The sequence below is a fragment of the Pseudomonas sp. 3JA genome, assembly GCF_036961705.1.
Lineage (GTDB): Bacteria > Pseudomonadota > Gammaproteobacteria > Pseudomonadales > Pseudomonadaceae > Aquipseudomonas > Aquipseudomonas fluorescens_Q.
The window spans coordinates 44,931-66,199 of record NZ_JBAMDJ010000024.1 but is presented as its reverse complement, the minus strand read 5'-3'; the positions used below and the strand labels follow the sequence as shown (position 1 = coordinate 66,199).

The 21,269-nt window shown below is 57.3% G+C and carries 23 protein-coding genes, 2 tRNA genes and 2 pseudogenes; 5 read left to right on the top strand and 22 right to left on the bottom strand.

The window, feature by feature from the left end; all coding sequences use genetic code 11:
• Window positions 1–10: 10 nt before the first annotated feature.
• Complete coding sequence (locus tag V7773_RS19055; protein ID WP_092146511.1) at window positions 11–295, bottom strand: helix-turn-helix domain-containing protein; 285 nt, start codon at window positions 293–295, stop codon at window positions 11–13.
• 397 nt (window positions 296–692) lie between these two features.
• On the bottom strand, window positions 693–1,682 hold the full coding sequence (locus tag V7773_RS19050) for an Abi family protein (protein ID WP_063323383.1): 990 nt from the start codon (window positions 1,680–1,682) through the stop codon (window positions 693–695).
• Between the two features lie 567 nt (window positions 1,683–2,249).
• Here V7773_RS19050 and V7773_RS19045 point away from each other — a divergent pair.
• The 3 genes and pseudogenes from V7773_RS19045 (at window position 2,250) to V7773_RS19035 (ending at window position 3,585) form a co-directional block, all read left to right on the top strand.
• On the top strand, window positions 2,250–2,489 hold the full coding sequence (locus tag V7773_RS19045; protein WP_103308415.1) for a type II toxin-antitoxin system RelB/DinJ family antitoxin: 240 nt from the start codon (window positions 2,250–2,252) through the stop codon (window positions 2,487–2,489).
• Window positions 2,479–2,541, top strand: a pseudogene (locus V7773_RS19040) (type II toxin-antitoxin system mRNA interferase toxin, RelE/StbE family); the annotation flags it as partial. The gene V7773_RS19045 and the pseudogene V7773_RS19040, both read left to right, overlap by 11 nt.
• Window positions 2,542–2,625: 84 nt before the next feature.
• Entirely contained in the window at window positions 2,626–3,585 is a 960-nt protein-coding gene (locus V7773_RS19035) for a LysR family transcriptional regulator (RefSeq protein WP_371856956.1), read from the top strand.
• 19 nt (window positions 3,586–3,604) lie between these two features.
• Here the strand turns inward: V7773_RS19035 and V7773_RS19030 are convergent, their stop codons facing one another.
• A complete protein-coding gene (locus V7773_RS19030) occupies window positions 3,605–4,066 on the bottom strand; it encodes a RidA family protein (RefSeq protein WP_336074513.1) in 462 nt (153 codons plus the stop codon).
• A 274-nt stretch (window positions 4,067–4,340) separates the two neighbouring features.
• On the opposite strand from V7773_RS19030, the gene V7773_RS19025 reads away from it, so the two are divergent.
• Window positions 4,341–5,027: a hydrolase gene (locus V7773_RS19025; RefSeq protein ID WP_042730239.1), complete on the top strand. Its 687-nt coding sequence runs from the start codon at window positions 4,341–4,343 to the stop codon at window positions 5,025–5,027.
• A gap of 231 nt (window positions 5,028–5,258) precedes the next feature.
• Here V7773_RS19025 and V7773_RS19020 read toward each other — a convergent pair whose 3' ends face one another.
• From V7773_RS19020 to vapB, 11 genes and pseudogenes are all read right to left on the bottom strand, one after another.
• On the bottom strand, window positions 5,259–6,416 hold the full coding sequence (locus V7773_RS19020) for an AAA family ATPase (RefSeq protein ID WP_092146503.1): 1,158 nt from the start codon (window positions 6,414–6,416) through the stop codon (window positions 5,259–5,261).
• Window positions 6,417–6,624: 208 nt separating this feature from the next.
• Window positions 6,625–6,700, bottom strand: a tRNA-Thr gene (locus V7773_RS19015).
• 75 nt (window positions 6,701–6,775) lie between these two features.
• The gene (locus tag V7773_RS19010) at window positions 6,776–7,600 is read right to left on the bottom strand and encodes an FkbM family methyltransferase (RefSeq protein WP_092463029.1); all 825 of its coding nucleotides are present in this window, start codon (window positions 7,598–7,600) and stop codon (window positions 6,776–6,778) included.
• Window positions 7,601–7,910: 310 nt separating this feature from the next.
• A complete protein-coding gene (locus V7773_RS19005) occupies window positions 7,911–9,164 on the bottom strand; it encodes a methyltransferase (RefSeq protein ID WP_336074510.1) in 1,254 nt (417 codons plus the stop codon).
• Complete coding sequence (locus V7773_RS19000; RefSeq protein ID WP_063323380.1) at window positions 9,145–9,834, bottom strand: ABC transporter permease; 690 nt, start codon at window positions 9,832–9,834, stop codon at window positions 9,145–9,147. The genes V7773_RS19005 and V7773_RS19000 overlap by 20 nt, the downstream gene beginning before the upstream one ends.
• Window positions 9,831–10,526 carry an ABC transporter permease gene (locus V7773_RS18995; RefSeq protein ID WP_063323379.1) on the bottom strand — a complete coding sequence of 232 codons (696 nt, stop codon included), beginning with the start codon at window positions 10,524–10,526 and terminating at the stop codon, window positions 9,831–9,833. Before V7773_RS18995 ends, V7773_RS19000 begins: the two co-directional genes overlap by 4 nt.
• Window positions 10,527–10,604: 78 nt before the next feature.
• Complete coding sequence (locus V7773_RS18990; protein WP_072342838.1) at window positions 10,605–11,360, bottom strand: ABC transporter substrate-binding protein; 756 nt, start codon at window positions 11,358–11,360, stop codon at window positions 10,605–10,607.
• Window positions 11,361–11,373: 13 nt separating this feature from the next.
• Complete coding sequence (locus V7773_RS18985; protein WP_014336086.1) at window positions 11,374–12,147, bottom strand: ABC transporter ATP-binding protein; 774 nt, start codon at window positions 12,145–12,147, stop codon at window positions 11,374–11,376.
• Window positions 12,148–12,448: 301 nt separating this feature from the next.
• Window positions 12,449–12,949 (bottom strand): hypothetical protein, encoded by a 501-nt coding sequence (locus V7773_RS18980; RefSeq protein WP_336074507.1) that lies wholly within the window; start codon window positions 12,947–12,949, stop codon window positions 12,449–12,451.
• 164 nt (window positions 12,950–13,113) lie between these two features.
• A pseudogene (locus tag V7773_RS18975) lies at window positions 13,114–13,356 on the bottom strand (PIN domain-containing protein); the annotation flags it as partial.
• Window positions 13,316–13,573 carry a type II toxin-antitoxin system VapB family antitoxin gene (vapB, locus tag V7773_RS18970; RefSeq protein WP_336074554.1) on the bottom strand — a complete coding sequence of 86 codons (258 nt, stop codon included), beginning with the start codon at window positions 13,571–13,573 and terminating at the stop codon, window positions 13,316–13,318. The pseudogene V7773_RS18975 and the gene vapB, both read right to left, overlap by 41 nt.
• Window positions 13,574–13,752: 179 nt before the next feature.
• Between vapB and V7773_RS18965 the strand changes: the two genes are divergently transcribed.
• The gene (locus V7773_RS18965) at window positions 13,753–14,202 is read left to right on the top strand and encodes a carboxypeptidase regulatory-like domain-containing protein (RefSeq protein WP_336074506.1); all 450 of its coding nucleotides are present in this window, start codon (window positions 13,753–13,755) and stop codon (window positions 14,200–14,202) included.
• 9 nt (window positions 14,203–14,211) lie between these two features.
• Here V7773_RS18965 and V7773_RS18960 read toward each other — a convergent pair whose 3' ends face one another.
• The 8 genes from V7773_RS18960 to V7773_RS18925 form a co-directional block, all read right to left on the bottom strand.
• The gene (locus tag V7773_RS18960; protein WP_092146494.1) at window positions 14,212–14,658 is read right to left on the bottom strand and encodes a hypothetical protein; all 447 of its coding nucleotides are present in this window, start codon (window positions 14,656–14,658) and stop codon (window positions 14,212–14,214) included.
• Between the two features lie 40 nt (window positions 14,659–14,698).
• Complete coding sequence (locus tag V7773_RS18955) at window positions 14,699–16,933, bottom strand: ATP-binding protein (protein ID WP_336074504.1); 2,235 nt, start codon at window positions 16,931–16,933, stop codon at window positions 14,699–14,701.
• Window positions 16,930–17,535: a biliverdin-producing heme oxygenase gene (locus tag V7773_RS18950; protein WP_063323374.1), complete on the bottom strand. Its 606-nt coding sequence runs from the start codon at window positions 17,533–17,535 to the stop codon at window positions 16,930–16,932. Before V7773_RS18950 ends, V7773_RS18955 begins: the two co-directional genes overlap by 4 nt.
• A 99-nt stretch (window positions 17,536–17,634) precedes the next feature.
• Entirely contained in the window at window positions 17,635–18,684 is a 1,050-nt protein-coding gene (locus tag V7773_RS18945) for a PDDEXK nuclease domain-containing protein (protein WP_336074501.1), read from the bottom strand.
• Window positions 18,685–18,907: 223 nt separating this feature from the next.
• Window positions 18,908–19,315 carry a hypothetical protein gene (locus V7773_RS18940; RefSeq protein WP_063323372.1) on the bottom strand — a complete coding sequence of 136 codons (408 nt, stop codon included), beginning with the start codon at window positions 19,313–19,315 and terminating at the stop codon, window positions 18,908–18,910.
• 61 nt (window positions 19,316–19,376) lie between these two features.
• Complete coding sequence (locus V7773_RS18935; RefSeq protein WP_336074499.1) at window positions 19,377–19,706, bottom strand: DHCW motif cupin fold protein; 330 nt, start codon at window positions 19,704–19,706, stop codon at window positions 19,377–19,379.
• Window positions 19,707–19,829: 123 nt separating this feature from the next.
• Window positions 19,830–20,777: an antitoxin Xre/MbcA/ParS toxin-binding domain-containing protein gene (locus tag V7773_RS18930; RefSeq protein ID WP_336074497.1), complete on the bottom strand. Its 948-nt coding sequence runs from the start codon at window positions 20,775–20,777 to the stop codon at window positions 19,830–19,832.
• A 347-nt stretch (window positions 20,778–21,124) separates the two neighbouring features.
• Window positions 21,125–21,200: transfer RNA gene (locus V7773_RS18925), tRNA-Phe, on the bottom strand.
• Between the last annotated feature and the right edge of the window lie 69 nt (window positions 21,201–21,269).

Sequence of the window (21,269 nt, the reverse complement as noted above, 5' to 3'; positions counted from 1 at the left end):
CGCCCCCGGTTCAGGCGGCTTTGGCGGTAACGCTGATTTCTATTTTCAAATCTGCACCGGCTAACAGATTCACCAGCGCATCCAGGGAAAACTTATCAACCTTCCCCTTCAGCAGATCGTTGAGCCGTGGCTGCGTAACATGCAGCCGGCGAGCCGCTTCGGCTTGGGAGACGTCCCATGCCTTTACGACCAAGGCGATAGCTCGCATAACTTGGGAGCGGACTCTAAGGTTCTCGGCTTCTTCTGGCGTGTCAACCAACGCTTCCCAAACACTGGTCGCGCGTTCGTTTGCCATATCGGTATTCCTCACTTTCAATGCTTCCAATTCTACTTTCAGTTTGATTCTTAACTTTCTGCTCAACACTATTCTTTATGATCGAGTCGGGTTGCGAGAGGTTCAGAGTAGCAGCTTACCCCTTCACCCGAACGGAGGGTGAAAGGGTACCTGCCCTGCCTGCTTATCTGCTCCTGCGATCAACCCAGCGACAAAGCCCCCCGCATTTCTGCGAGGGCTTTGTTTTGTATGGTGCGGCACCAGACGAACGGTAGCTTTTGGCGAGGCCAGGTTTCCTGCGGGTTTAGACGTCGGTGGAAAATTTGCTGTACCCCGATCAGTGATTCGAGGGGACAGACCACGATTTTTGGCTGGAATGATGAAGCAGGGAATTAACCGCAGTCTGCTTCTAGTTTCTCTACGCTAGGCGCCATTGCTGTTGATCTTTCCAATCATTTGGAAATCCCATGAGCCTCAAATAATCCAGTTCCTGCTGATCCATGATTTCGGCCAGGCGAAGCTTCCACTGGCTGTCAGGGCTGATCAGGTCGGTTAGGTAGGCCAGCATCGTCAATACGACGTATAGCCGCTGTTTGGGCTGAGGCTGGTCGGCGGGGGCAGTGGGAATGGCCCATTCTTTAGGTAAGGATGGTCGAATCGAGAGCTCTCGGTTCCATAGCCGTGAGTGGTGGGCACAGCAGTTGCGAATGAAGGTCAGCGTGTGTAGCCAGGAGGCCAGTACTTCGAAGGGCAGGCTGAATCTGGTGGCGATAGCTTTCTTGTCGGCGCTTCTGCCTATGGCATTGAAGAGGGCAGATACCGTCCCAAGGCTGAGTTCTTCCAGGACCGCCCAAGCGGGCGGCAACTCCGGGTGGGCATAGGTTGCACCGTAATATCGGAAATAATTGTCACGCATGCGGTTTTCGATCCGCTGTTGCTGGAGCCCATCGGCTTGTCGGCCCTTTCTGATGCGGTCGATATCACGTTTGAGTTTACTGCGCTCCTTATTCATTTGCTCCCGCAATGGACGCAACAAATCGGTGTGTGAGTATGACGAGGAGAAGACGGACGCGTCAGCTATCCAGTCAGGCCCGTACTTGGGGCACATATGATTGCTGATAGTCGCCCGTATGGCGACTTCGACACGTTCGATGGCATCCATGGTGATGCGCCGCAACGTACCATCGAAGCGGTAAATATCGACGATTGCCTTCAGTGTGCTGCCGGGCTTGAAGGGATGTTCAGGGTCTGGCTCCTGAAAGGGGCGCATGTAGGGACTCAGGCGAAACAGCGTGACCACTTCGAGAAAACGCATGGCTCGATCATCGTTGGCGATGTGCAAACCTCGTTGCTTTAGCAGTTCCAATTGCTGTTCTACGCTGAGAGCCGGCTTGTCGAAGGGCCTCATGTAGTTTTCTCCAGGCAAAAAAAACCCGCACGATTTGAGCTTGCTGACTGGGTCAACCTAGGCTTGGCGGGTGTGTTGGGGGGCATTATAGGTCGGTGTAAGAGACCGTCAACATTGTCCTGACGTGAAATTGTAACGGGTAGGAGCGCAGGAAAGGTTTGGTCTGTGGATGCTGATTAAGGCGATATCGGTCTTATCTAGCTCCTAGGAAGGTTCAACCTCCAGAAACAACAAAGCCCCCGCATTTCTACGAGGGCTTCGTTTTGTATGGTGCCGGCACCAGACGAACGGTAGCTTTCGGCGAGGCTAGGTTTTCTGCGGGTCTGGAGTTCGCTGGAAAATTCGGCGTACCCCAACTAGTAACTATAAATAAATCAGCTAGTTATGGCTTTCAATGGAATCGAATCGGGGACGATTAAACCTGAGCATGTGCTGTGCTCGGTACGTAGAGTTGTGAGCGACACACGTAACCTGCGAGTTGGGTAAAAAACCAGCCATTTTCAGGCTTGCTCAAATAAGTTGTTACCTCACTGTAAAGACCAATGTCATTACAGTGAGGGCCATCCCATGGCGTCCATCAATGTCCGTATCGACGACGACCTCAAGGCGCGAGCTTACCGCGAGCTGGAGAGGCTCGGCGTTACCCCTTCAGAGCTGATGCGCCAAGCCTTGCAATACGTAGCAGAGCGCGGTCAGTTGCCCTTCAAGCCAGTTCTGATGACCGAGGACGATGAAGCCTTGATCGCAACGGTTCGCGAGCGGCTGGCTAATCCCCAGCGGGTTAAGGTTTCACTGGATGACCTATAGCCTCGAATTCGATGCGCGGGCGTTAAAGGAGTGGCACAAATTGGGGGATACCCCAATTACTTTGTTCCCCGTTAGCCTTTTCGTATGATGAGCGAACATGCTATTTGGAATATCTCGCGTGAATACGCCACCTAACATCGGTTCATCACGCCAGGCAGTGCAAAAGGGGGGCAGATCGGATTTCAGTGATGCTGTGGCCCAGCTCTCATGGGACGACTTGCGCATTATCAAAGCGCTCAGTGAATGCGCAAATCGCACTGATGCTGCCAAAAAACTGGGGATCAACATATCCACGGTATCGCGCCGAGTGGCCCAGCTTGAGAAAACACTTGGAGTTGCACTCTTCGATCACCGCCGCTCGGGATACATGCTCACAGCGGAAGGCGTAGAGCTGCGAGAGCTCGCCGAGCGAGTCGAACTGGATATCGTTAGTGTTGCACGGCGTGTGTCACGGGCGGGTCAGGGGCCACTCGGAAAACTCCGCATCACCACCAGCGATTCGCTGCTGCTGTACTTCCTCACACCTATCATTGCGCAATTCAAAGCTCTGAATGAAGGGATAGCGATTGAAGTACTTGTAGGCAATCAGACATTGAGTCTTGCCCGCGATGAGTCGGATATTGCGGTGAGGGCGACCAATAAACCAGCTGAAAGTTTGGTTGGGCGCAAACTCGCGACAATTGCCTGGGCGCCATACGGCAGTGATAAAAACGCACCGACCTCGACACCTTTCGCAGAAGGCCAGGCGTGGGTATCTTACTCGGCAGCTTTATGCGGCCTCAAAGCAACGAGCTACGTTGATAGCAGAGTTCACCCCGATTGCATTTCGTATCGTACCGACTCCGTTGCCGCTGCAAGCGCTGCGATTGTAGCGGGTCTTGGTTTTGGGTTCCTTCCCTGCATGCTGGGTGACATCACGCCGGGATTGGTGCGTGTCGGCCCGGTTGTGCCTGAACTTCAGGATGGGCTTTGGCTGCTGACTCACCAGGACATTCGAAAATCATGGCGAGTCAAGGCGTTCATGACGTTTTGCGCAGCGGCGGTTGCCGAACTCAAGCCCTTGGTCGAAGGCCAGCGATCTCTCCCGGTTTCGTAGACGAAACCGGGAGCACGTCTTAGCGGGTGCCGGAGCCAATGACCGCCTTGCAGACAATTTCGATCAACTGCGAACGCTGTGCGAGCCTCGATACGCCGATGATGTTGCTCGCGCACTGGGGCCGCTCGGTGCCAAACGCAGCCTTGCGAACATTGCCTACCACGGCAAACGCCGCGTCCATGTCCAGCACATAAAGCGTCTCTTCGACCACGTCTTCAAGTGTTGCGCCATACAGTGTAAGCAACTTGGAGATGTTGTCGTAGGAAGCGCGCATTTGCTCTCCCATCGAAGAGAAATCACTGGGCTTGCCTTCGCTATCGAGTGGGGCAGGAGCTACCAGGTTGCCGTCTTCATCATGGTTGAATTGGCCGGATATATAGATGTCGTTTCCGACTTGTCTGGCCTGCGGGTAGCCATAGCTTTCTTCCCATGCGACTCCCCAGTAAGCGGTTTTCTTTCCGAACGGTTGCGAAGCTGACATTGCATTCTCCTGGCGTAGAACAGACTGCTTGCACAGCGGCAGTCCGAGTTGTGGGAAGCCAGAGACTAGCACCGCAAATGATTTTATAAGGGCGCATTGATGCGTCTCTGGAGACGTATTAATGCGCCCCTAAAATCGTGAATGATCGGTTACCTTGAACTCGAAATCGGCGCCGCACCTACCGCCAACAACCTGCCGTGATTTTCAGCGGACAAAAGATTGGCCCGGCCCGCAAAGAGATTAGAAGACCATCATTTCACTAAAGGGAACCACCATGAACAATCCAAAAACCGAAGTCCTGACCCCTCAAAACAGCCAACTGATTTTCATTGATCAGCAGCCCCAGATGGCCTTTGGCGTGCAAAGCATCGACCGCCAGACGCTGAAGAACAACACGGTCGCTCTGGCGAAGGCCGCAAAAATTTTCAACGTGCCAACCACTATCACCACCGTTGAAACCAATAGCTTCTCCGGCCACACATATCCCGAATTACTCGCTGTGTTTCCTGACGCGCCTCTGCTGGAGCGCACCTCGATGAACTCGTGGGACGACCAGAAAGTCCGTGACGCGCTGAAAGCCAATGGCCGTAATAAAATCATCGTCTCTGGCCTTTGGACTGAAGTGTGCAATACCACATTTGCACTTTCCGCCATGCACGATGCCGGCTACGAGATCTACATGGTCGCCGATGCTTCCGGTGGCACAACGAAGGAGGCTCACGATTACGCCATGCAGCGCATGATTCAGGCCGGCGTGGTGCCGGTCACCTGGCAGCAGGTGCTGCTGGAGTGGCAGCGTGACTGGAACAACCGCGACACCTACGACGCCGTCATGAATCTGGTGAAGGAGCACTCCGGTGCTTACGGCATGGGCGTCGACTATGCCTACACCATGGTGCACAAGGCTCCCGAGCGTGTAGACCACGGCCCGACCCTGGCACCTGTGGCCGCCTCTGTCTGAGCCTCACTGGCCCTCATCAAATGGGGGCCAGTCCCCATTTCTATCCATTTGAACCGGAACGGCGACAGAGGCTATATCAGGAAGGAAAGGAAGGGAAAAGGGGACGTATTTATTTTCGGAAAAGGGGACGTATTTATTTTCCAAATCGAAAGTGAGGTGCCTATGTGCAGGAGTGCTACGTCTGCGGACGGACGCCTATGCGGCTAGTGCCACTCGATGATCAACCAGTCCCTAACTCCCCTCAATCAAAACCCGCTGCTCCAGCCAAATCTCCTGAACAAACTGATCCGTAATCGCGTAAATCCCATGCCCGCGCCGCATGATGATGTTCTCCGCTACTAGCGCGATTACCACCGGTTGAATTTCTTCAACCCGCACCTCTCGCCCTACTGACTTTGAATACTCGGCCGCTGCGTCGATGGAAAAAATCCCTCGAGCATCGCCTTCTGTAGATGCGATTTTGTTGAAAATCGCCAGGGCCAGGCTGCCCAGTTGCTCGACTTTTTCCAGCTCGATGTTCGCTGCAGCCGAACGTAGAGTGCTGGCGATTACGGGAAGAAAGAGGTCGGGGTCCCCGTCCTGCTGCAAGAGTTGGCGTAGAGCCTTGAGCATCTCCTCGGGTCGGTTGCCCAAGGTATTGAACGCCTCGATGGCTGTCTCCACGGACGGCAGCTTTTCTTTTTTCACGGTCATGGCAAGTCGGTTGAGCAGGAACTCTACGTAGTCACCTTTGAGCAGCGGGTAGGCGGCTGATGTGGCGCCGGAAAACGCCTGGTTGCGTTTGGCGGTCAGTTCGCTGACTTGAGCCCTGTGGGAGCCGGTTCCGATAAACAGGAAGTAACCCGGTGTATTCGGGCGAGGGTTGATGGCATCGCGTGCGGCCTTGAGGGCCAAGAGCATTTGATTGCCATCGTCGGAGGAAATGGCGTGCTGCACTTCGTCAATGATTAGGACCAAGTCGGTCTTGGCTTGGTCGACGACTTCTGTCAGTGCTTGCGCCAGTGTCGGGCCGTCGGGGTTACCGATGCTGTCGAGTTTGAAGCCGAATTTGAACCCTGCGGCGCCTGCCTCGACATTACTGACGCGCTTGAGTATTTCCAAGGCAGAGGAGCCCGGCGTTTGCAGATCTTTCAGCGTTTTATGTATGGCGTTATGCACGAGCGTGGCCGGGTTGGCCAAGGTGTCGCTCCATAGGTCAACGTAGATGACCAGAGCCCCAGCTTCTTCCAGGGCCGGGATGAGGTCATTTCTCAGAAAAGTCGTTTTGCCGGTACGGCGTAAGCCAGACAGGAACAGACCTGAGCGCAGGCCTTCATCGAGCACGCCTGGATGGAGCAGCTGATTTGCCATCGATTCAGCCAGTTCAGGGCGTTGAAATATGCTGCTCATGCAATTATCCCTTTTTATGGATAAGCCATAATTATTGCCAATTCATAATTTAGCATAAAGATCGGATTGTGAGCCTTTGGAGAGAATCGATGCTTTGAGGAGTAGCGAAGCGGGGGACTACGAGTTGGTCGACGGAGGCAGGGGGTAGGAACATCAATACCCCAGAAACAACAAAGCCCTCGCATTTCTGCGAGGGCTTTGTTTTGTATGGTGCCGGCACCAGGAGTCGAACCCGGGACCTACTGATTACAAGTCAGTTGCTCTACCAACTGAGCTATACCGGCGTGTGGGCGACGATTATAGCGATTGGGTGCGTTCTGTAAACCCCTGAATTCTGACTATTTTTGCACTGCCCATACTCAAGCGCGGTGCAGCAGGTTGCGCAGTTTGTTCAGGGCGCGCCAGGTGCGGCTGTTTTGCATGGCGTGGAGTTGGGCTTCGGCCTGTTCGGCGCGTTGCAGGGCGGCGCTGAGTTGTTGGTCGGTGTCGTCGATGGGGTGGCTGAATTTGTGGCCTTTGCAGAGTTGGAAGCCGTCGAGGTTGCACGGGGGGATGTCGAAGGCGGGTTTGAGGGCCAGGTGTTCTTCGGCGAGGTAGTAGGTGTTGATGCCGTCGAACAGGATGGACTGGTAGCCGGCGTCGGTCACCAGGGTTTCCCAGGTCTGGTCGCGGGCCCATGGGGTTTCGATGAGGATGATCCAGGGGCGCCAGCGGCCGAAGTCCATGCCGCGCAGCACGGTTTCTTCGTGGCCTTCGACGTCGATTTTCAGGAAGTGGATAGGACGATCCTGGGCGTATTGCTCGCAGATGGAGGCCAGGGTGCGGGACTGGACGGTCTGGGTGCCCACGTCCATGCCGGCGTCGCGGTGTTGTTGGGCGACGCTGGCTTCTACCGTGGACAGGCCGGTGTTGGCGATGGTGTAGAAGGTCAGGCTTTCGGCGTTGTCGCCGGCCACGCATTGCAGGTTGATGTCGTGGGGGCGTTGTTGGCAGAGGGCGTCGTAGTAGGCCGGTACGGGTTCGATGTTGATGCCGCGCCAGCCGCGGTCGTAAAACGCTCGGGTGACTGAATCATCTGTCGGATGGTTGGCGCCGACGTCGAGGTAAAAGCCGTTTTCCACCGATTTGAGGGCGCGCCACAGGCGTATGTCTTCGAAGTTTTGTGCGTAGGAAATGAACGTCACGGCCAGTCCTTGAGTGTATCGACGTTGTGTCAATCACGATACGTTTGGCTGTTGTATAGCACGGGCGCGGTGGACGCAATTGTTGGCGCGGAGCAGCACTGAATTCGGCGGTTATGTCGTTTTGCTTAGACGCTTATGCACAACGGGCAGGATGAGACGCAGGGCATCTTGCGATTTTGTGACCGCTTTCGCGTTTCGTCGCAAATGCCTGTTTTCGTGGTTTTTTATCCATATGAACAAAAAATGACCAATGCTGATTCGGTCAGGAAATCACGGATTTCTTGGATCCGAGTTTATTTCATCAACAGAGTTATCCACAGGCTGTTTCGTCTCGGCAACGCTCTGCCAGCAACAGCAGGTTGCGCGGCGTCAGCGAGGTTTCGCAGAAGGTGCCGAGGCGAACGTCGTAGCCTTTTTGAGTGAGGAAAAGCGCCCGGTCCAGTACCAGCCAAAGCTCTAGCGGTCGTCGGAAAAGGCCTCGCAGCAACTCCAGGTTGCGCACCTCGGCCAGACGTTGATGGCCCGCTGCTTCCAGGGCGACCCAATCAGGCGTCCCAACTGTGGATAAGTCTTTCAGGATCGCCAGATCGGTGCAGTACTGGGCGAAGGATTTTTCCAGCCAGGCGCTGGGCAGTGAGGGGGTGGACAAGTAGTCGTCGCACCCCCTGATGTGCCGTTGCAGCAGGTCGAAGCCCAGGCGCCGGGCCATGGATTGGTCCCGTTGTCTTCTGACGCGCGCGCCAGCGGTGACGGTTTCGGTCAGCGGCAGGCTGAGATCGTCTAGCGACAGCTGTAGGGCTGAGCCCTTGGCCGCGTCGGACAGTGCTTGATAACGCTCGCTGCTGATGCGGTTGTAACAGCAGGGCGCGATCGCCAGTTGTGCACAGCCAGCGGTGCTGGCCAGGTGTATCAAGCGCACATGCAAGTCGCCGCAGGCGTGCAGGGCCACAGGCGTGTGTCCGGAATGGAGCGCCTGGATTGCGTCAGCCGCCAGTACGTCTTGTTGCAGGTGCGTGGCGTGCAGGTGATGGCGCAGGCTCAGTTGTTGGCCGCTGGCGACCAGTGCGGGGTCATACTCCAGGCAAGTCAGTTGTTGCTCACCCTGCAGCAGGCGTCGACCGAGGTGGCCTTTGCCGGCGCACCAATCGAGCCAATGGGTCGGTTGGGTGGTGAAGTGCAGGCGGCTGGCGAAGGCTTCGATCTGCTGCCATTTGCGCCCGGGCACGTCGACGTTGAGGCGATGGCTTGGCGCTTCGAGCGTGCTGGCCGGCAATTCTGCGACTGCGCTCAATGCTCGGGAGATAGCGGCCAATTCCGGGAATGGCGCAGGCGCATCTTCCATCAACCATGGCTGATGATGGTCGTTTTCCGCAGCTTCCAGCGAGCGCTGGCGTAGCCATCGGGACAATTCCGGGTGGGACGTTTCCCAAGGCAGTTGCAGATGGGTGAACGGACGCGGTTTCCACAGTGCCTGGTGCGCCGTGAGAAAAGTATCCAGCGCCGTGAAGCGGGCGAGCAGAGCCTCGCCCGTCAGCACGCCGCAGTCAGCGCCCTTGGCAGGCATCGACGCGCAACCAGCGCTCCAGCTGTTTGAAGCCTTGCACCAGTAGGTAGGACATCAGCAAGTAGAACATGCCGGCCGCAAAGAAAATCTCCACCGGCAAGTAGGTCCGGGCAATGATGGTGCGGGCCATGCCGGTGAGTTCCAGCAAGGTCACGGTACTCGCCAGGGCACTGGCCTTGAGCATCAGGATCACTTCGTTGCTGTAGGCCGGCAGGCCGATGCGAGCGGCACGGGGAAGCATGATGTAGAACAACGCCTTGGGCCGCGACATGCCCAGGGCCCGTGCGGCTTCGATCTCGCCACGGGGGATGGCCTGGATCGCACCGCGCAGGATCTCGGCGATGTAGGCAGCGGTGTGCAAGGTCATGGTGGCCGTGGCGCACCAGAACGGGTCCCGCAGGTACGGCCACATTGCACTGCTGCGCACGGCCTCGAACTGCGCCAGGCCGTAGTAGACCAAAAACAGCTGGACCAACAGCGGCGTGCCACGGAAAAAGAAGATGTAGGCATAGGGCAATGCCCGCACTTGCCACAGGCGCGAAGAGCGCGCGATGCCCAGTGGAATCGCCAGCAGCAGCCCGGCGAGCACGGCGATGGCCACCAGCTCCAGGGTCAGTGTCGCGCCTTGGGCCAGCTTAGGCAGCCACTTGATGATGACGTCCCAGTTCATTGGGTACTCCTGGTAAATCCACGGGCGGCGCGTCGTTCCAGCAGGTGCATGCCGATCATGGCGAGCACCGTCAGGCCCAGGTACATGAATGCCGCGACCATATAGAAGGTGAACGGTTGCTTGGACACGGTCACGCCGATTTCCGCATGGCGCATGATTTCTTCCAGGCCGATCACCGAGACCAGCGCGGTGTCCTTCATCAGGATCATGAACAGGTTGCCCAGGCCGGGCAGGGCGATGCGCCACATCTGCGGCATGATCAACCGGGTGAAGATCCGCCACTTCGACAGGCCCAGGGCGACGCCGGCCTCACGGTGGCCCTTGGGAATCGCCAGGATCGCGCCGCGAAACACTTCCGTGGCGTAGGCGCCAAAGCACAGGCCCAGGGCAATGACGCCAGCGGCGAAGGCATCGAGGGTGAGGTCGGGGTTGCCGAAATACTCACCCAGGGCACGCAGCAGGTTGACGGTGCCGAAATAGATCAGCAGCACCCAGAGCAATTCCGGGATGCCGCGAACCAGCGTCGAATAGGTGCCGCCTAGCCATTGCAGCGGCTTGTACGGCGAGGTCTTGGCCAAGGCGCCGAGCAGGCCGAGCACCAGCCCCAGGCAGAGGGCCGTGAGCGCCAATTTGACGGTCATCAGCGCGCCGGCGGCAAGCGCCGGGCCGAATCCGTAGAGATCGATCATCATGGGTAAGAATTCATATCGCGGCAGGCTTTGCTAAGGGCCGGCGCTGCCAGACGGCTGCGCCGGCCAGGCACGTCAGTATCAATAGATACTGAACGGGAAGTACTTGTCGTTGATCTTTTTATAGGTGCCGTCGGCAAGGATTTCCTTGAGTGCGGCGTTCAGCTTGTTGCGCAGTTCGTCGTTACCCTTGCGCACCGCAATGGCGATCTTGTCACCTTCCACCACCGGGTCCCCCTTGAATTCATAAGCACGGCCAGCTTCGGTTTTCAGCCAGTCGTAGTTCACGTATTTGTCGGCCAGGATCGCGTCGACGCGGCCGGAGGTCAGGTCCAGGTAGGCGTTTTCCTGGGTGTCGTAGAGCTTGGCGGTGATATCGCTGCCCAGTTCGTCTTCCAGCCAGGTGCCGGCGAGGGTAGAGCGCTGGGCCCCGATGACCTTGCCCTTGAGAGATTCTTTATCGACTTTGAAGTCGACGTTTTTCGGTGCGATGAATTGCAATTTGTTGGAGTAGTACGGATCGGTGAAGTCCACGGCTTGCTTGCGCTCGTCGTTGACCGACAGCGAAGAAATCAGGAAGTCGAACTTCTTGGCCATCAGGGCGGGAATGATGCCGTCCCAGTTGGAAGTGACCACTTCACACTCGACTTTCATTTTGGCGCACAGGGCGTCGCCGATGTCTTTATCGAACCCCACGACCTGGCCGCTGGCATCCTTGTTGTTGAACGGCGGATAGGCCGCTTCGATGCCCATCTTCATTTTTTCGGCCGCCATGGCGCTGGCCGAGAAGACCAGGCCGGCCGCTGCGGCCAGGAGGAATTTCTTGTAGCTCTGCATGTGTACTGCTCCGTTAGCGGTTGCTGGACATGAATTGTTTGCAGCGCGCCGAAAGCGGGTTCTCGAAGACCTGCTGTGGCGATCCTTGCTCCTCGACCAGGCCTTGATGAAGGAACACGACTTCGCTGGAAACCTGACGGGCGAAGCCCATTTCATGGGTGACCAGCAGCATGGTGCGTCCTTCTTCGGCCAGGGCGCGGATCACACTAAGTACTTCCTGGACCATTTCCGGGTCAAGGGCGGAGGTGGGTTCGTCGAACAGAATCACCTTGGGCTGCATCGCCAGTGTGCGAGCAATGGCCGCGCGTTGTTGCTGGCCGCCAGACAGTTCAGCCGGGTAGGCGTGACGCTTGTCGGCGATACCGACCTTGGCCAGCAGAGCTTCGGCCACTTCGACGGCTTCGGCCTTGCTTTGGCCAAGCACCCGGCGCGGCGCTTCGATGATGTTATCGAGCACGCTCATGTGCGGCCAAAGGTTGAAGTTCTGGAAGACAAAACCGATCTCGCTGCGCAGGCGGTTGATCTGTTTGCCGTCGGCGGCCACCAGCTCACCGTTTTTAGCGGCCTTGAGCTTGAGCTCTTCGCCGGCCACCAGGATCTGGCCCTGGTTGGGGTTTTCCAGCAGGTTGATGCAGCGCAGGAATGTGGATTTGCCGGACCCGGAGGATCCGAGGATCGAGATCACATCGCCGTCGCGGGCGGTCAGCGAGACGCCTTTGAGCACCTCCAACTGTCCGTAGCGTTTGTGCAGGTTGCGGATTTCAAGCGCGGGCGTGGCCTGGGCCATGTGCGGTCCTCATGGTGTGTGCTCCCTTGCTGTTGGCTGCCTTCCTTGGCGAGGCGGCCAAGCTAGCATGCGTCCGAATGGCAGCCAACAGCGCTACGGGGGGTAAACCAATGATGTGCGGCAGGTTGTCGCATCGGCACAGCAGACTGTCGCGCCTTCAACAACCGAACGGCCGTTTGAACCTGGTTTACCGGTGAAAAGTCCGGGGAGTCGCGTAAAAAAAGGCGCGATGGTGCCAGCTTTGGACGGGGGTTGGAAGGGTTAATCGGATGAGCGTTGCCGCGATCAAAAGTCTGTTGGGTTACTCGGGAGCGTCCTCGAGATCCCACAGTATTTTGACAACCTCTTTGACGCTGGCTCGTGCAGTTTCGAAATCCGCCTGTACTTCAGGGCTGTGAAGCCAACGCTCCGCTGCCTCCTGATCGATATCGTCAGCCCACATTCGATAAGCGATCAGGGTATTTTCGACCAGGTTTTGGACGGCCGCGGCTTCGTTTTCGGCATTTTCACGATTCAGAAGCTCGGGCTGTTCACTCGTCATCACAAAGATTAATCCGAGCATCCTGATCATCATGTCAATGCGCCCCGACTCTTCTTCGGCGTCATGCATCTCATAAAACAGCGACAAGAAGTCTCTTGGGCGTTCTGCGAGTTCGTCTTGCAGGGCATCCAGGAAGTACGGATCGTCGTACTCAGGAAGATCAAACGCCACGGCAGCAGGCTTTGTACGACTGACGCGTAGTTGCTTGGCTTTTGTTTTTGCACGCTTGGCGCGTTTTTGTTGCTTGTTCGCGGAGGCCATGGGCGTGGTTCCGTTATTTTGTTGAAAAAAGAGTCATGAAATCTGTGGGAGCGAGCTTGCTCGCGATGGCAGAAGCCAACAAAGATGAGGATTGATGGCCCCATCGCGAGCTACTTCCACAGGAGCCTTGATGGAGCGGTATTTTAACTTCAAGCCCCCCGAAGTTATAACCCTGGCGTCGTCGCTGTGATCCGGTCCTCGATGCGCAGGCCCGGGACTCTATCAAATTCCCTTCGATTGTTGGTCACTACGATCAGCCCGCGAGAACGGGCATGGCCTGCGATCATTTGGTCGTAGGGGCCGATCGGCTTGCCAATTTTTGCCAGCTCGGCTCGGATCATTCCGGTATGCGCTGCGCCTTCATAATCAAAAACTCCAAGCCGGGCACAGAACCCAGACAGGCTCGCGCTCCTGATCGGCAGGCTGTTCACGCTCTGCCATAAAATCTGCTGTCACGGAGTCTCCATCGAACCCGCTATCCCACGCTTCGCCAACGGGTGTGATGACGCGTGCTCTGCCTATGGCAATCACGTCTACACGCTTTACATCGTTTGGCATCGCAACTGCTTTGGGTAGCCGGACGGCCTGGCTGCGATTGCTCATGAAAAGGGTGGCTTGTTCGATGTGCAGTCCCTCTTGGAAATTCAAACTAAGCATAGAACCATGCGGGGATATGTCAGCCGGATATGCGTTGCGATGAATGGTTTTCTGATTCCGTTCATCGCCAATAGATCTAAACCTTGGCGTGTAACCACAATCAAAAGAGAACTCATGAGCTGTTTCCAGTACCTGGAGTCCTCGCCATGAAGCATAACCATTACTTTTTGCTGCCCTTCCTTCTGCTCGGCATGCTGTTGTTCCCGATCATGCTCAACGCCACCAGCCTGGCCCCGATAGACAGTGCCGGCGTGCAGGTCCAGCCGCAGCAACAGAACGGCATCACCTACTTGTCCGGTGGCATTGGCGAGGATGAAGCCCGGGCCATCGGACAGGCCCAGGGTTACAACCTGCACATGACGTTCGCGGTCGGCCCGGAAAACAAATACATCCCGGATGTGCATGTCGTCGTCCAGAACGCGGCGGGGCAAGCGCTGCTGACGCTGGACGAGGCGGGACCGCTGGTTTACGTACAGTTGCCGCCGGGCAAGTACACCGTAGTGGCGACACGCAACGGCGAGGCGCGGCGCGACACCGCCGACGTCGGCAGCGGCGCCGCGCGCAACCTGGTGTTCCATTGGAACGGTGACGAATAACCGGCCGGTTTATTCGCTGGCCGGTTCTTCCATCGACTGGCGATAACGGTCCAGAGCCTCGCTGAAGTCCTGGATGAACTCCGGGGTGCTGAGCCAGCGCTGTGCCGTCTCGCGGTCCATGTCATCGACCCACATGCGGTAGTCCACCAGCATGTCGGCCGCCAGGTTGGTGGCGGCCATGCTTTCGTTTTCGGCGTTTTTCAGGTCGAGCAGGCCTGGGCGTTCGATGATCATCACGCTCAGGGACGCGAGCAACGTATCGAGCATTTCACTGCGGCTGATGGCCTCGGCTTCGCGCAGCTTGGCGAACAGTTCCAGCACGTAGACCGGTGGCTGGGCGGTGGCGTGGGCCGGGTCGCCATACATTGGGATCGATTTGCGCCCGCTCATGCGGATCTGCTTGGCTTTGTCTTTGGCGCGCTTGGCGCGTTTTTGCTGCTTGTTCAGTGAGGCCATTGGGCTTCGGTTTCCAATTCGTTAGGGGACAGTGCCCGGCTCAGTCGATTTTCGGCACGCTAAAGCGGAATTCGCTGCCCTGGCCTGGCTGGCTTTCGGCGTGCAGTTTACCGCCATGGGCCTGGACAATCCCCTTGGAAATGTACAACCCAAGCCCGGTGCCGTTCGGGTTGCCTTCCTTGGTCGTCCAGTAGCGCTCGAAAACATGAGGCAACTGCTCTGGCGCGATCCCTTCACCAGTGTCGCGGACGCTGAAGACGATCTCATCGCCGACGGACATCGCACTGATGCCCACGGAGCCCTGCTGCGGCGTGAACTTGATGGCGTTGCCGATCAGGTTCGACAGCACCTGGAACAGCCGCTCGGGGTCGGCATTGATCCTCAGGTTGGGTTCGGCGTGGAAGGAAATGTCGATGGCCTTGGCAGCGGCCAGTGGCGTCAACAGCGAGCAGGCGTCTTCGAAGATCTGGCTGACGTCCATCGGCTGGGGATTGATGGTGTAGCGCCCGGCGTCGATGCGCGAGGTATCGAGCAGGTCCTCCAACAGGGCATTCATGCGGCTGGTAGCCTGTTGCATGGTGTCGATGGCTGAGGCGATACGCTTGGAGCTGTGGGAGCCGTCGGAACTGAAGGCCTTTTGCATCATGCCGCACAGCATGGAAATGACCGTCATCGGGCTGCGCAAGTCATGGGACACCACGGCCACCAGCTCATCGCGGGCCTGCACGGCCTGGCGCTCCTTGCGCACCTGCCGGGCCAGGTCGTTTTCCAGGGCCGAGCGTCGCAGGTCGTTGGCGGCGAACAGGTCGCCATGGGTCCATTTGGCGCTGATGCCGGCCATTTCGACTTTCCAGATCTCGAAAGACGTCCGGGGCCGCAAGCGCAGGCCGGTCTCGCTGTTTTCCAGGTCCAGGGGTTTTTGCGGGTCGCCGCTCCATTGCAGGGTTTGCTTCACCTCGGGGCGGAACCACAGCACACCGTTTTCCACCGGCTTGGGCAGGTGGATCGCCAGCACTCCGCTCGCCACGTCCTGATAAGCCTGGGCAGGCGCGAAGACGCTGCTCAGGTTGTGATGGGAGAACACCGGCTTGCCGGTTTCCAGGATCCATTTATGCAACTCGCGGATCTGCTCCGGTTCCGGGCACTGGCCATGACGGTGCAGTTTGTTGTCTTCGAAAATCGCGACGCCACTGGCGCCGGTCAGCTCCATGAGCCGTTGCGGCTCTTGGGACAGGCCATCGAAGACATTGTCGCTGGACTCGGCCATGACGTTGGCGAGGACCTTGAGGTCCTCCAGCTTGGCGTCCCGTTGCCGAGTCAGTTCCAGGGCCTGCATGGCGCTGATCTGCAAGGACAGCACCTGGCCGATGGTCTGGCAGGCCATGCGCATTTCATGGGGCACGAGCAGCGGCTGGCGATTGCCGCAACTGATCAGCCCCCACAAGCGTTCGCCCTCCATCAACGAGATGCTCATGGACGACAGCACGCCCATGTTTTTCATGTACTGGCGATGGATCGGCGAGACGCTGCGCAGCGTGGCAAAACTCAGGTCCAGGGGCGCCTGGGTGTCGGGACGCAATTGCGGAACCAGCGGCACTGGCGTGTAGTCGGCGTTGGGGATGATCCGCAGCCAGTTGATGCGATACAGTTCGCGAGCCTGTTCGGGAATATCCGACGCCGGGAAAAACAGCCCCTTGTAGAGTTCCATCGACGGCGCGCTGGCCTCGGCAATCACTTGGCCGTGGCCTTCTTCCTCGAAGCGATAGATCAGCACCCGGTCGTAACCGGTCATGGCCTGGATTTCCCGCACGCTGATTTCGTACAGGGCCTGGAGGGTTTTCGCACTTTGCAGGCGTTGCAACATGCGGCCCATGTTGGCCTCGCCGCTGACCCCTTCGGGGCGATAGTCGCTCAGGTGCTGTTCCAATTCGACGATCAGGGTGCCCTGATGGCGATGTACCAGGGCGTCGAAGCGTTGCTGGTTCACGACAATGGCCACGGGCACGTTGTCGCTTTCCGGGGCGGCGCGACAGGCGATGAGGATCGCCTCGGCCTGTTCCAGCCCCAACAGGGCGTCCAGCGTCTGGCCCAACAGCCTGTGGGGATCCTGCGCCATCAATTGCAACACGTTGGCGCTGACCTGACGGATCACGAAATCGGGCTCGGACAGCATCAGCAGCACGCCATGAGGCTGGATGGTCCCGGGATAGCGAATCGGTTCGTCTGCGCAATTGGCCAGTAATTCTTCGAAGGCTTCCTGGTTTTCCGTGTTCATAACAGTACCTTTTGGCTGTCCAGCCAGTGTTCAAAATGAGAGAACGTCGCCTTGGCGGCGCGTGTGACTTCGAACACCTGGGCCTCGCCAAGGTTCCTGTCGTCCAGGTATTGGAGGAAATCCTTCCAGCGTCGGCCGGTAAGTTCGCCATACACGTTGAGGAAGGCTGCTCCGCTAGAGGCGTCAAGCTCCAGCTTCTCGGCCACCCTGCGCCGCAGGATCTGCCCCCCGAGCGTTGCACCTTCCAGCACATAGGATATGCCGAGTGCAGCGGCACGGGAGTCGATCAGCGGCAACGCCTGGCAGGTAGGCAGCGCTTCGATAGTGGCTTCTTCCAGACCCAGTGCCGTGAGATCCGCCCGCAGCACCGGAAGTTTGATCCTCAGGGATTGGTCCAGCCCGATCGGCGTCAGTGCAAGTACATGAAGACGTTGTTCCAACGGTTGATAGAAACCGTAGTAGGCCGCCATCAGGCGTCGGTACAGATCCAGGTCCAACTGTGGCGAGAAAAACGGCAGGCGTTTTTCCAGGGCGACGTGCAGTTCAGCGGTTTCGGTCCGCAATGCCTGGATCAGTGAAGGGTAAGGTGCGGCCGATGACATGCAGGATAGAGTTCTTTGACTGGAGCGTTGCTGAAAAAAACGCATAAATCTTACATGGGTTTTGGGGAATGCAGTCATCGGGTATCGGCCCTCATTTCCTCAAGTCGCTGCGCCTGTTTGCTGCTCCCCAAGTCGTGCCCGTTCGCGATTCAGCTCATTACACAGCTCTTCTTCCGAGGGGAGCACCAGTTTGTATTGACTGGCGAACAATTGCTCATTGCCCTGCAATACGGAGTAACGCACCACCGATTCGTCTTTTTGGGCGCACAGAATGATGCCGACGGTGGGTTTGTCATCGGGGCCGCGCTTGAGGTCGTCGTAGAGGCGCACATACATGTCCATTTGCCCGATGTCCTGATGGCTCAGCTCGCCACGTTTCAGGTCGACGATTACAAAACACTTGAGCAGATAGTTGTAGAAGACCAGGTCGAGGTAGAAGTCTTTGCTTTCGGTACTGATGCGTTGCTGGCGGGCGATGAAGGCGAAGCCCTTGCCCAACTCAAGCAGGAATCCCTGTAATTGGTCAATCAGGGCCTGTTCCAGTTCTGTTTCCAGGAGCGTGCCGGCATTGGGCAGCCCGAGGAACTCCAGGACCACCGGATCCCTGACGATATCCCTGGGGCCGAGGTTCAGTTCCTTGAGATTGACGAGGGCCTCCTGCTCCACCGCCGGCCTGTCGCGGCTGGCCAGTAGGCGTTCGTAATAGAAGGTGCCGATCTGGCGTTCCAGGGCGCGGGTGGACCAGTTTTGGATGGCCACTTCGTTCATGTACCAATGTCGAGCGTTGTCGTTTTCTACGCGCAAAAGCGTGCGGTAATGGGTCCAGCTCAATTCGGTACGCACTGCGTTCCAAATCGGGAACTTCTGATAAAAGTCTCGCATGTGTCGCAGGTTGCGTTCATCAAACCCCTTGCCAAACCGCGCCGTCAGCACTTTCGCCAGCGACGGTAGCAGACGTTTTCCATAAGCCGCTCGTTCGGCGCCTCCTTGCTCGAACTCAATGATATGTCGCCCGATTTGCCAGCACGTTTGTACCTGCAGGGTATCGACGGCGCGCAAGACCTTCTGGCGTGCCTGCTGGATCAATTGGCCGAGTTCACTGATCAGTGGCGCGAGCTGCGGGTCGTCTTGAGGTGAAATTGAAGTCATCGATGTGTCCAGCCATTGAGAAGGGGTGGACCCAAAGCATGCTCCAGAGGAAGTTTTGATGATGCAGGACCGGGCTGATTGGCCTGGAGGATTAAAAGCTGATTCATGCAGGACGGATTTGACGCCGCCCTATGTCGATTGACCCCGGCTTGTAGGAGCTTTCTCTGATGGTTGTCGTCCACCGCAGGCGCTTTCATCGCAAAAGCGCTTGGCGGGATGACGGTCAGATCGAGCCTTGGGCCAGCGCCTGGGACGCGGCCACATAATCGGCCTGGAATGGCTTGCTTTCCACCCAGTCCAGCGCGGTCTGTTCATCCACGCCCGTGGTCAGACGGCGGTATTCGATCAATGCGGTAATGATGAAGTCGGTCGCTTCTTCCTCGCCTTCCTGTTCCAAAACCAGCGCCAGCAGTGGATGGGCCAGGAACGCTTCGCACATCGCCTTCTGGCTGACCTTTTCGGCGGCACTCATGAGTTGGAACAACTCCGTCAGGTCCACGGTTTCCAGATCGATGCGCTCGTCGTTCGGGTCGAGGAAATCGTTCGGCGCAGCAGCACGCCGGGTGCGGTTCTGCTTGGCTTTCGCCTTGGCGCGCTGGCTGCGCTTGTGCTGTTTGTTCGCCGATGACATGGTCGGATTCCTGATGGATAAGGCCATCTATCCTACAGCCTCAACGCTGACGCTTCGAATCTCAATCCACTATGAACAGCGTAGCTCCCGATGAAGTGGAGGATCGATGAGGCTCGGCCTGGTCTGCTACTTGGTAGCTCATGCCGGGCCTGAGCAAGAATTGCCGGCCATCTTCAAGTTCAGTATTGAGTTCGCCCTTGAGGCAAAACAGGATGTGGCCTTTGGTGCACCAATGGTCGGCCAGATACCCGGCTGTGTATTCCACCATCCGTACCCGAATATTCCCGAATTGCCGCGTGCGCCAATAAGCGGTTCCGGTGACGCCTTTGTGCTCGGTGGGTTCGATGCTTGACCAATCGGTGGTGCCAAAGGGGATGCCGGTGATGTCCATGTCGACTCGTCTGTTGGGGGGAGGGGAGTAGCGATGGACGAATGTAGCCGAGTCGGTGGGGCGGGGGAAGGCATCGCCGGAAACAGGTGTTTTGACGGTTTCCTTCCTGGTCCTGTATGACGTCTAAATCCTGTCCTGGGAGTTGGCTTGATGAGCTATCCAGCCATGGATATAGCTCAGTACTAGTTGGGCCCCCTTTTCTGTTTCTACCAACTCAATAGGACGTTGGCCGTCCAAGTGGATGTTCGGCTGTTCCATCCACTTGAATGCCTTGCCGCGATTTCCGCGGATTGGGATAACCAGTTTGAGGACCTGCTGTAGTAAGTCGGGGCGTGCATACCAGGACTCTGGTTTCACCGTTGCCTTTCGTCCGGGGATCACTCGAGGTAGCTGACAGGCGGCAAGTTCTGCGTGGGTGATGTGAGTTCGTACCCAATGAGCCAATTCGGCTAGCTCGGTATTGGGGATTCGCTCGTGGCTTGTCGTGGGGATAACTAAGCCCACCTGGACGGATGTGTACTTACGAATCATCTGGAGGGCCGGGGCGATATCGGTGTCGTTTGTGACGAAAACAGCGTGATCGATCGCCCCGGCCATCGCGTCGTGATAGGCCTGTAGCGACAGATTCACGTCGCTCTGTTTTTCCTCGACTTTCCAGGCCTGGATTTCTTCGCATTCACGAGGGGCACGATTCGGATGGCTGGCATCGACAACCCTTACCTTCATTCTGTTGACCGCGTAATAGCCCTCCACCAAGTCAATGCGGTCGTCGTATAGCTTGCGTAGGGCAGTGTGATAACGGGCTTGAGATGAAACGGAGTCCGGTGCTCGCGCCACGGTTTCAATGATTTTGGCGGTAAAGAATTTTATCGAGGGGCGGTCATGCAGGGCTGATTGCCTGACGACGTTGTTACTGTCCTTGACTAGCACTGACGGTAAGAGATGCTTTTCAAAAAGTGATAGCAGGTCGAGCCATTTGTAGGCGGTTCCTTTCAGGCAACCGTAGTAGAAGTTGTAGCCATCGATGTAGATACGGGTGCGCAGAGGTTTGAGCTCGGGCGGTCCCTGCATATCTCATGCTCCAGAAACGAAAAAACCGGCTTGCGCCGGCTTTTTCCCCCTCCAACCAGATGGTCAGGCCACACCGGTCACGAGGGTTAGTTGTTGGGCGCAGTATTACGCAGATTTTGCGTTAAACGCAAATTTGATCACGGCATGGGTAGGTCATTCGGATCAGCGTGAGGCAGAGCTTAATCGCTCGTTACATGGCGATCAAAGCCAGAAACGAGCCGCAACACTTATGCTGGGTTGGGTGTTGGGTGGGCTGCCATGGACACCAGAAAGGGTGAGCGAACAGAGCAAAAAATCCCAGCCAATAAAAAACCCCGATCAATTGCTTGATCGGGGTTTTCGGTATTTGGTGCCCAGAGACGGAATCGAACCGCCGACACGGGGATTTTCAATCCCCTGCTCTACCGACTGAGCTATCTGGGCAACGGGGCGCATTAAACGGGTTTTTCAGGGGGGCGTCAAGCACGTTTTCAAAAAATATTTAATTATTAC

Excerpts from the sequence above, each read along its gene's own strand:
- V7773_RS19020 (WP_092146503.1), bottom strand. The coding sequence starts at position 6,416 with ATGAGCAGCATATTTCAACGCCCTGAACTGGCTGAATCGATGGCAAAT.
- V7773_RS18980 (WP_336074507.1), bottom strand. The coding sequence starts at position 12,949 with ATGGCCTCCGCGAACAAGCAACAAAAACGCGCCAAGCGTGCAAAAACA.
- V7773_RS18945 (WP_336074501.1), bottom strand. The coding sequence starts at position 18,684 with ATGACTTCAATTTCACCTCAAGACGACCCGCAGCTCGCGCCACTGATC.
- V7773_RS19005 (WP_336074510.1), bottom strand. The coding sequence starts at position 9,164 with ATGCCTGCCAAGGGCGCTGACTGCGGCGTGCTGACGGGCGAGGCTCTG.
- V7773_RS18950 (WP_063323374.1), bottom strand. The coding sequence starts at position 17,535 with ATGTCATCGGCCGCACCTTACCCTTCACTGATCCAGGCATTGCGGACC.
- V7773_RS18930 (WP_336074497.1), bottom strand. The coding sequence starts at position 20,777 with ATGCAGGGACCGCCCGAGCTCAAACCTCTGCGCACCCGTATCTACATC.
- V7773_RS19030 (WP_336074513.1), bottom strand. The coding sequence starts at position 4,066 with ATGTCAGCTTCGCAACCGTTCGGAAAGAAAACCGCTTACTGGGGAGTC.
- V7773_RS18985 (WP_014336086.1), bottom strand. The coding sequence starts at position 12,147 with ATGGCCCAGGCCACGCCCGCGCTTGAAATCCGCAACCTGCACAAACGC.
- V7773_RS18965 (WP_336074506.1), top strand. The coding sequence starts at position 13,753 with ATGAAGCATAACCATTACTTTTTGCTGCCCTTCCTTCTGCTCGGCATG.
- V7773_RS18955 (WP_336074504.1), bottom strand. The coding sequence starts at position 16,933 with ATGAACACGGAAAACCAGGAAGCCTTCGAAGAATTACTGGCCAATTGC.
- V7773_RS19055 (WP_092146511.1), bottom strand. The coding sequence starts at position 295 with ATGGCAAACGAACGCGCGACCAGTGTTTGGGAAGCGTTGGTTGACACG.
- V7773_RS18935 (WP_336074499.1), bottom strand. The coding sequence starts at position 19,706 with ATGGACATCACCGGCATCCCCTTTGGCACCACCGATTGGTCAAGCATC.
- V7773_RS18995 (WP_063323379.1), bottom strand. The coding sequence starts at position 10,526 with ATGATGATCGATCTCTACGGATTCGGCCCGGCGCTTGCCGCCGGCGCG.
- V7773_RS19045 (WP_103308415.1), top strand. The coding sequence starts at position 2,250 with ATGGCGTCCATCAATGTCCGTATCGACGACGACCTCAAGGCGCGAGCT.
- V7773_RS18990 (WP_072342838.1), bottom strand. The coding sequence starts at position 11,360 with ATGCAGAGCTACAAGAAATTCCTCCTGGCCGCAGCGGCCGGCCTGGTC.
- V7773_RS19000 (WP_063323380.1), bottom strand. The coding sequence starts at position 9,834 with ATGAACTGGGACGTCATCATCAAGTGGCTGCCTAAGCTGGCCCAAGGC.
- V7773_RS18940 (WP_063323372.1), bottom strand. The coding sequence starts at position 19,315 with ATGTCATCGGCGAACAAACAGCACAAGCGCAGCCAGCGCGCCAAGGCG.
- V7773_RS19025 (WP_042730239.1), top strand. The coding sequence starts at position 4,341 with ATGAACAATCCAAAAACCGAAGTCCTGACCCCTCAAAACAGCCAACTG.
- V7773_RS19050 (WP_063323383.1), bottom strand. The coding sequence starts at position 1,682 with ATGAGGCCCTTCGACAAGCCGGCTCTCAGCGTAGAACAGCAATTGGAA.
- V7773_RS18960 (WP_092146494.1), bottom strand. The coding sequence starts at position 14,658 with ATGGCCTCACTGAACAAGCAGCAAAAACGCGCCAAGCGCGCCAAAGAC.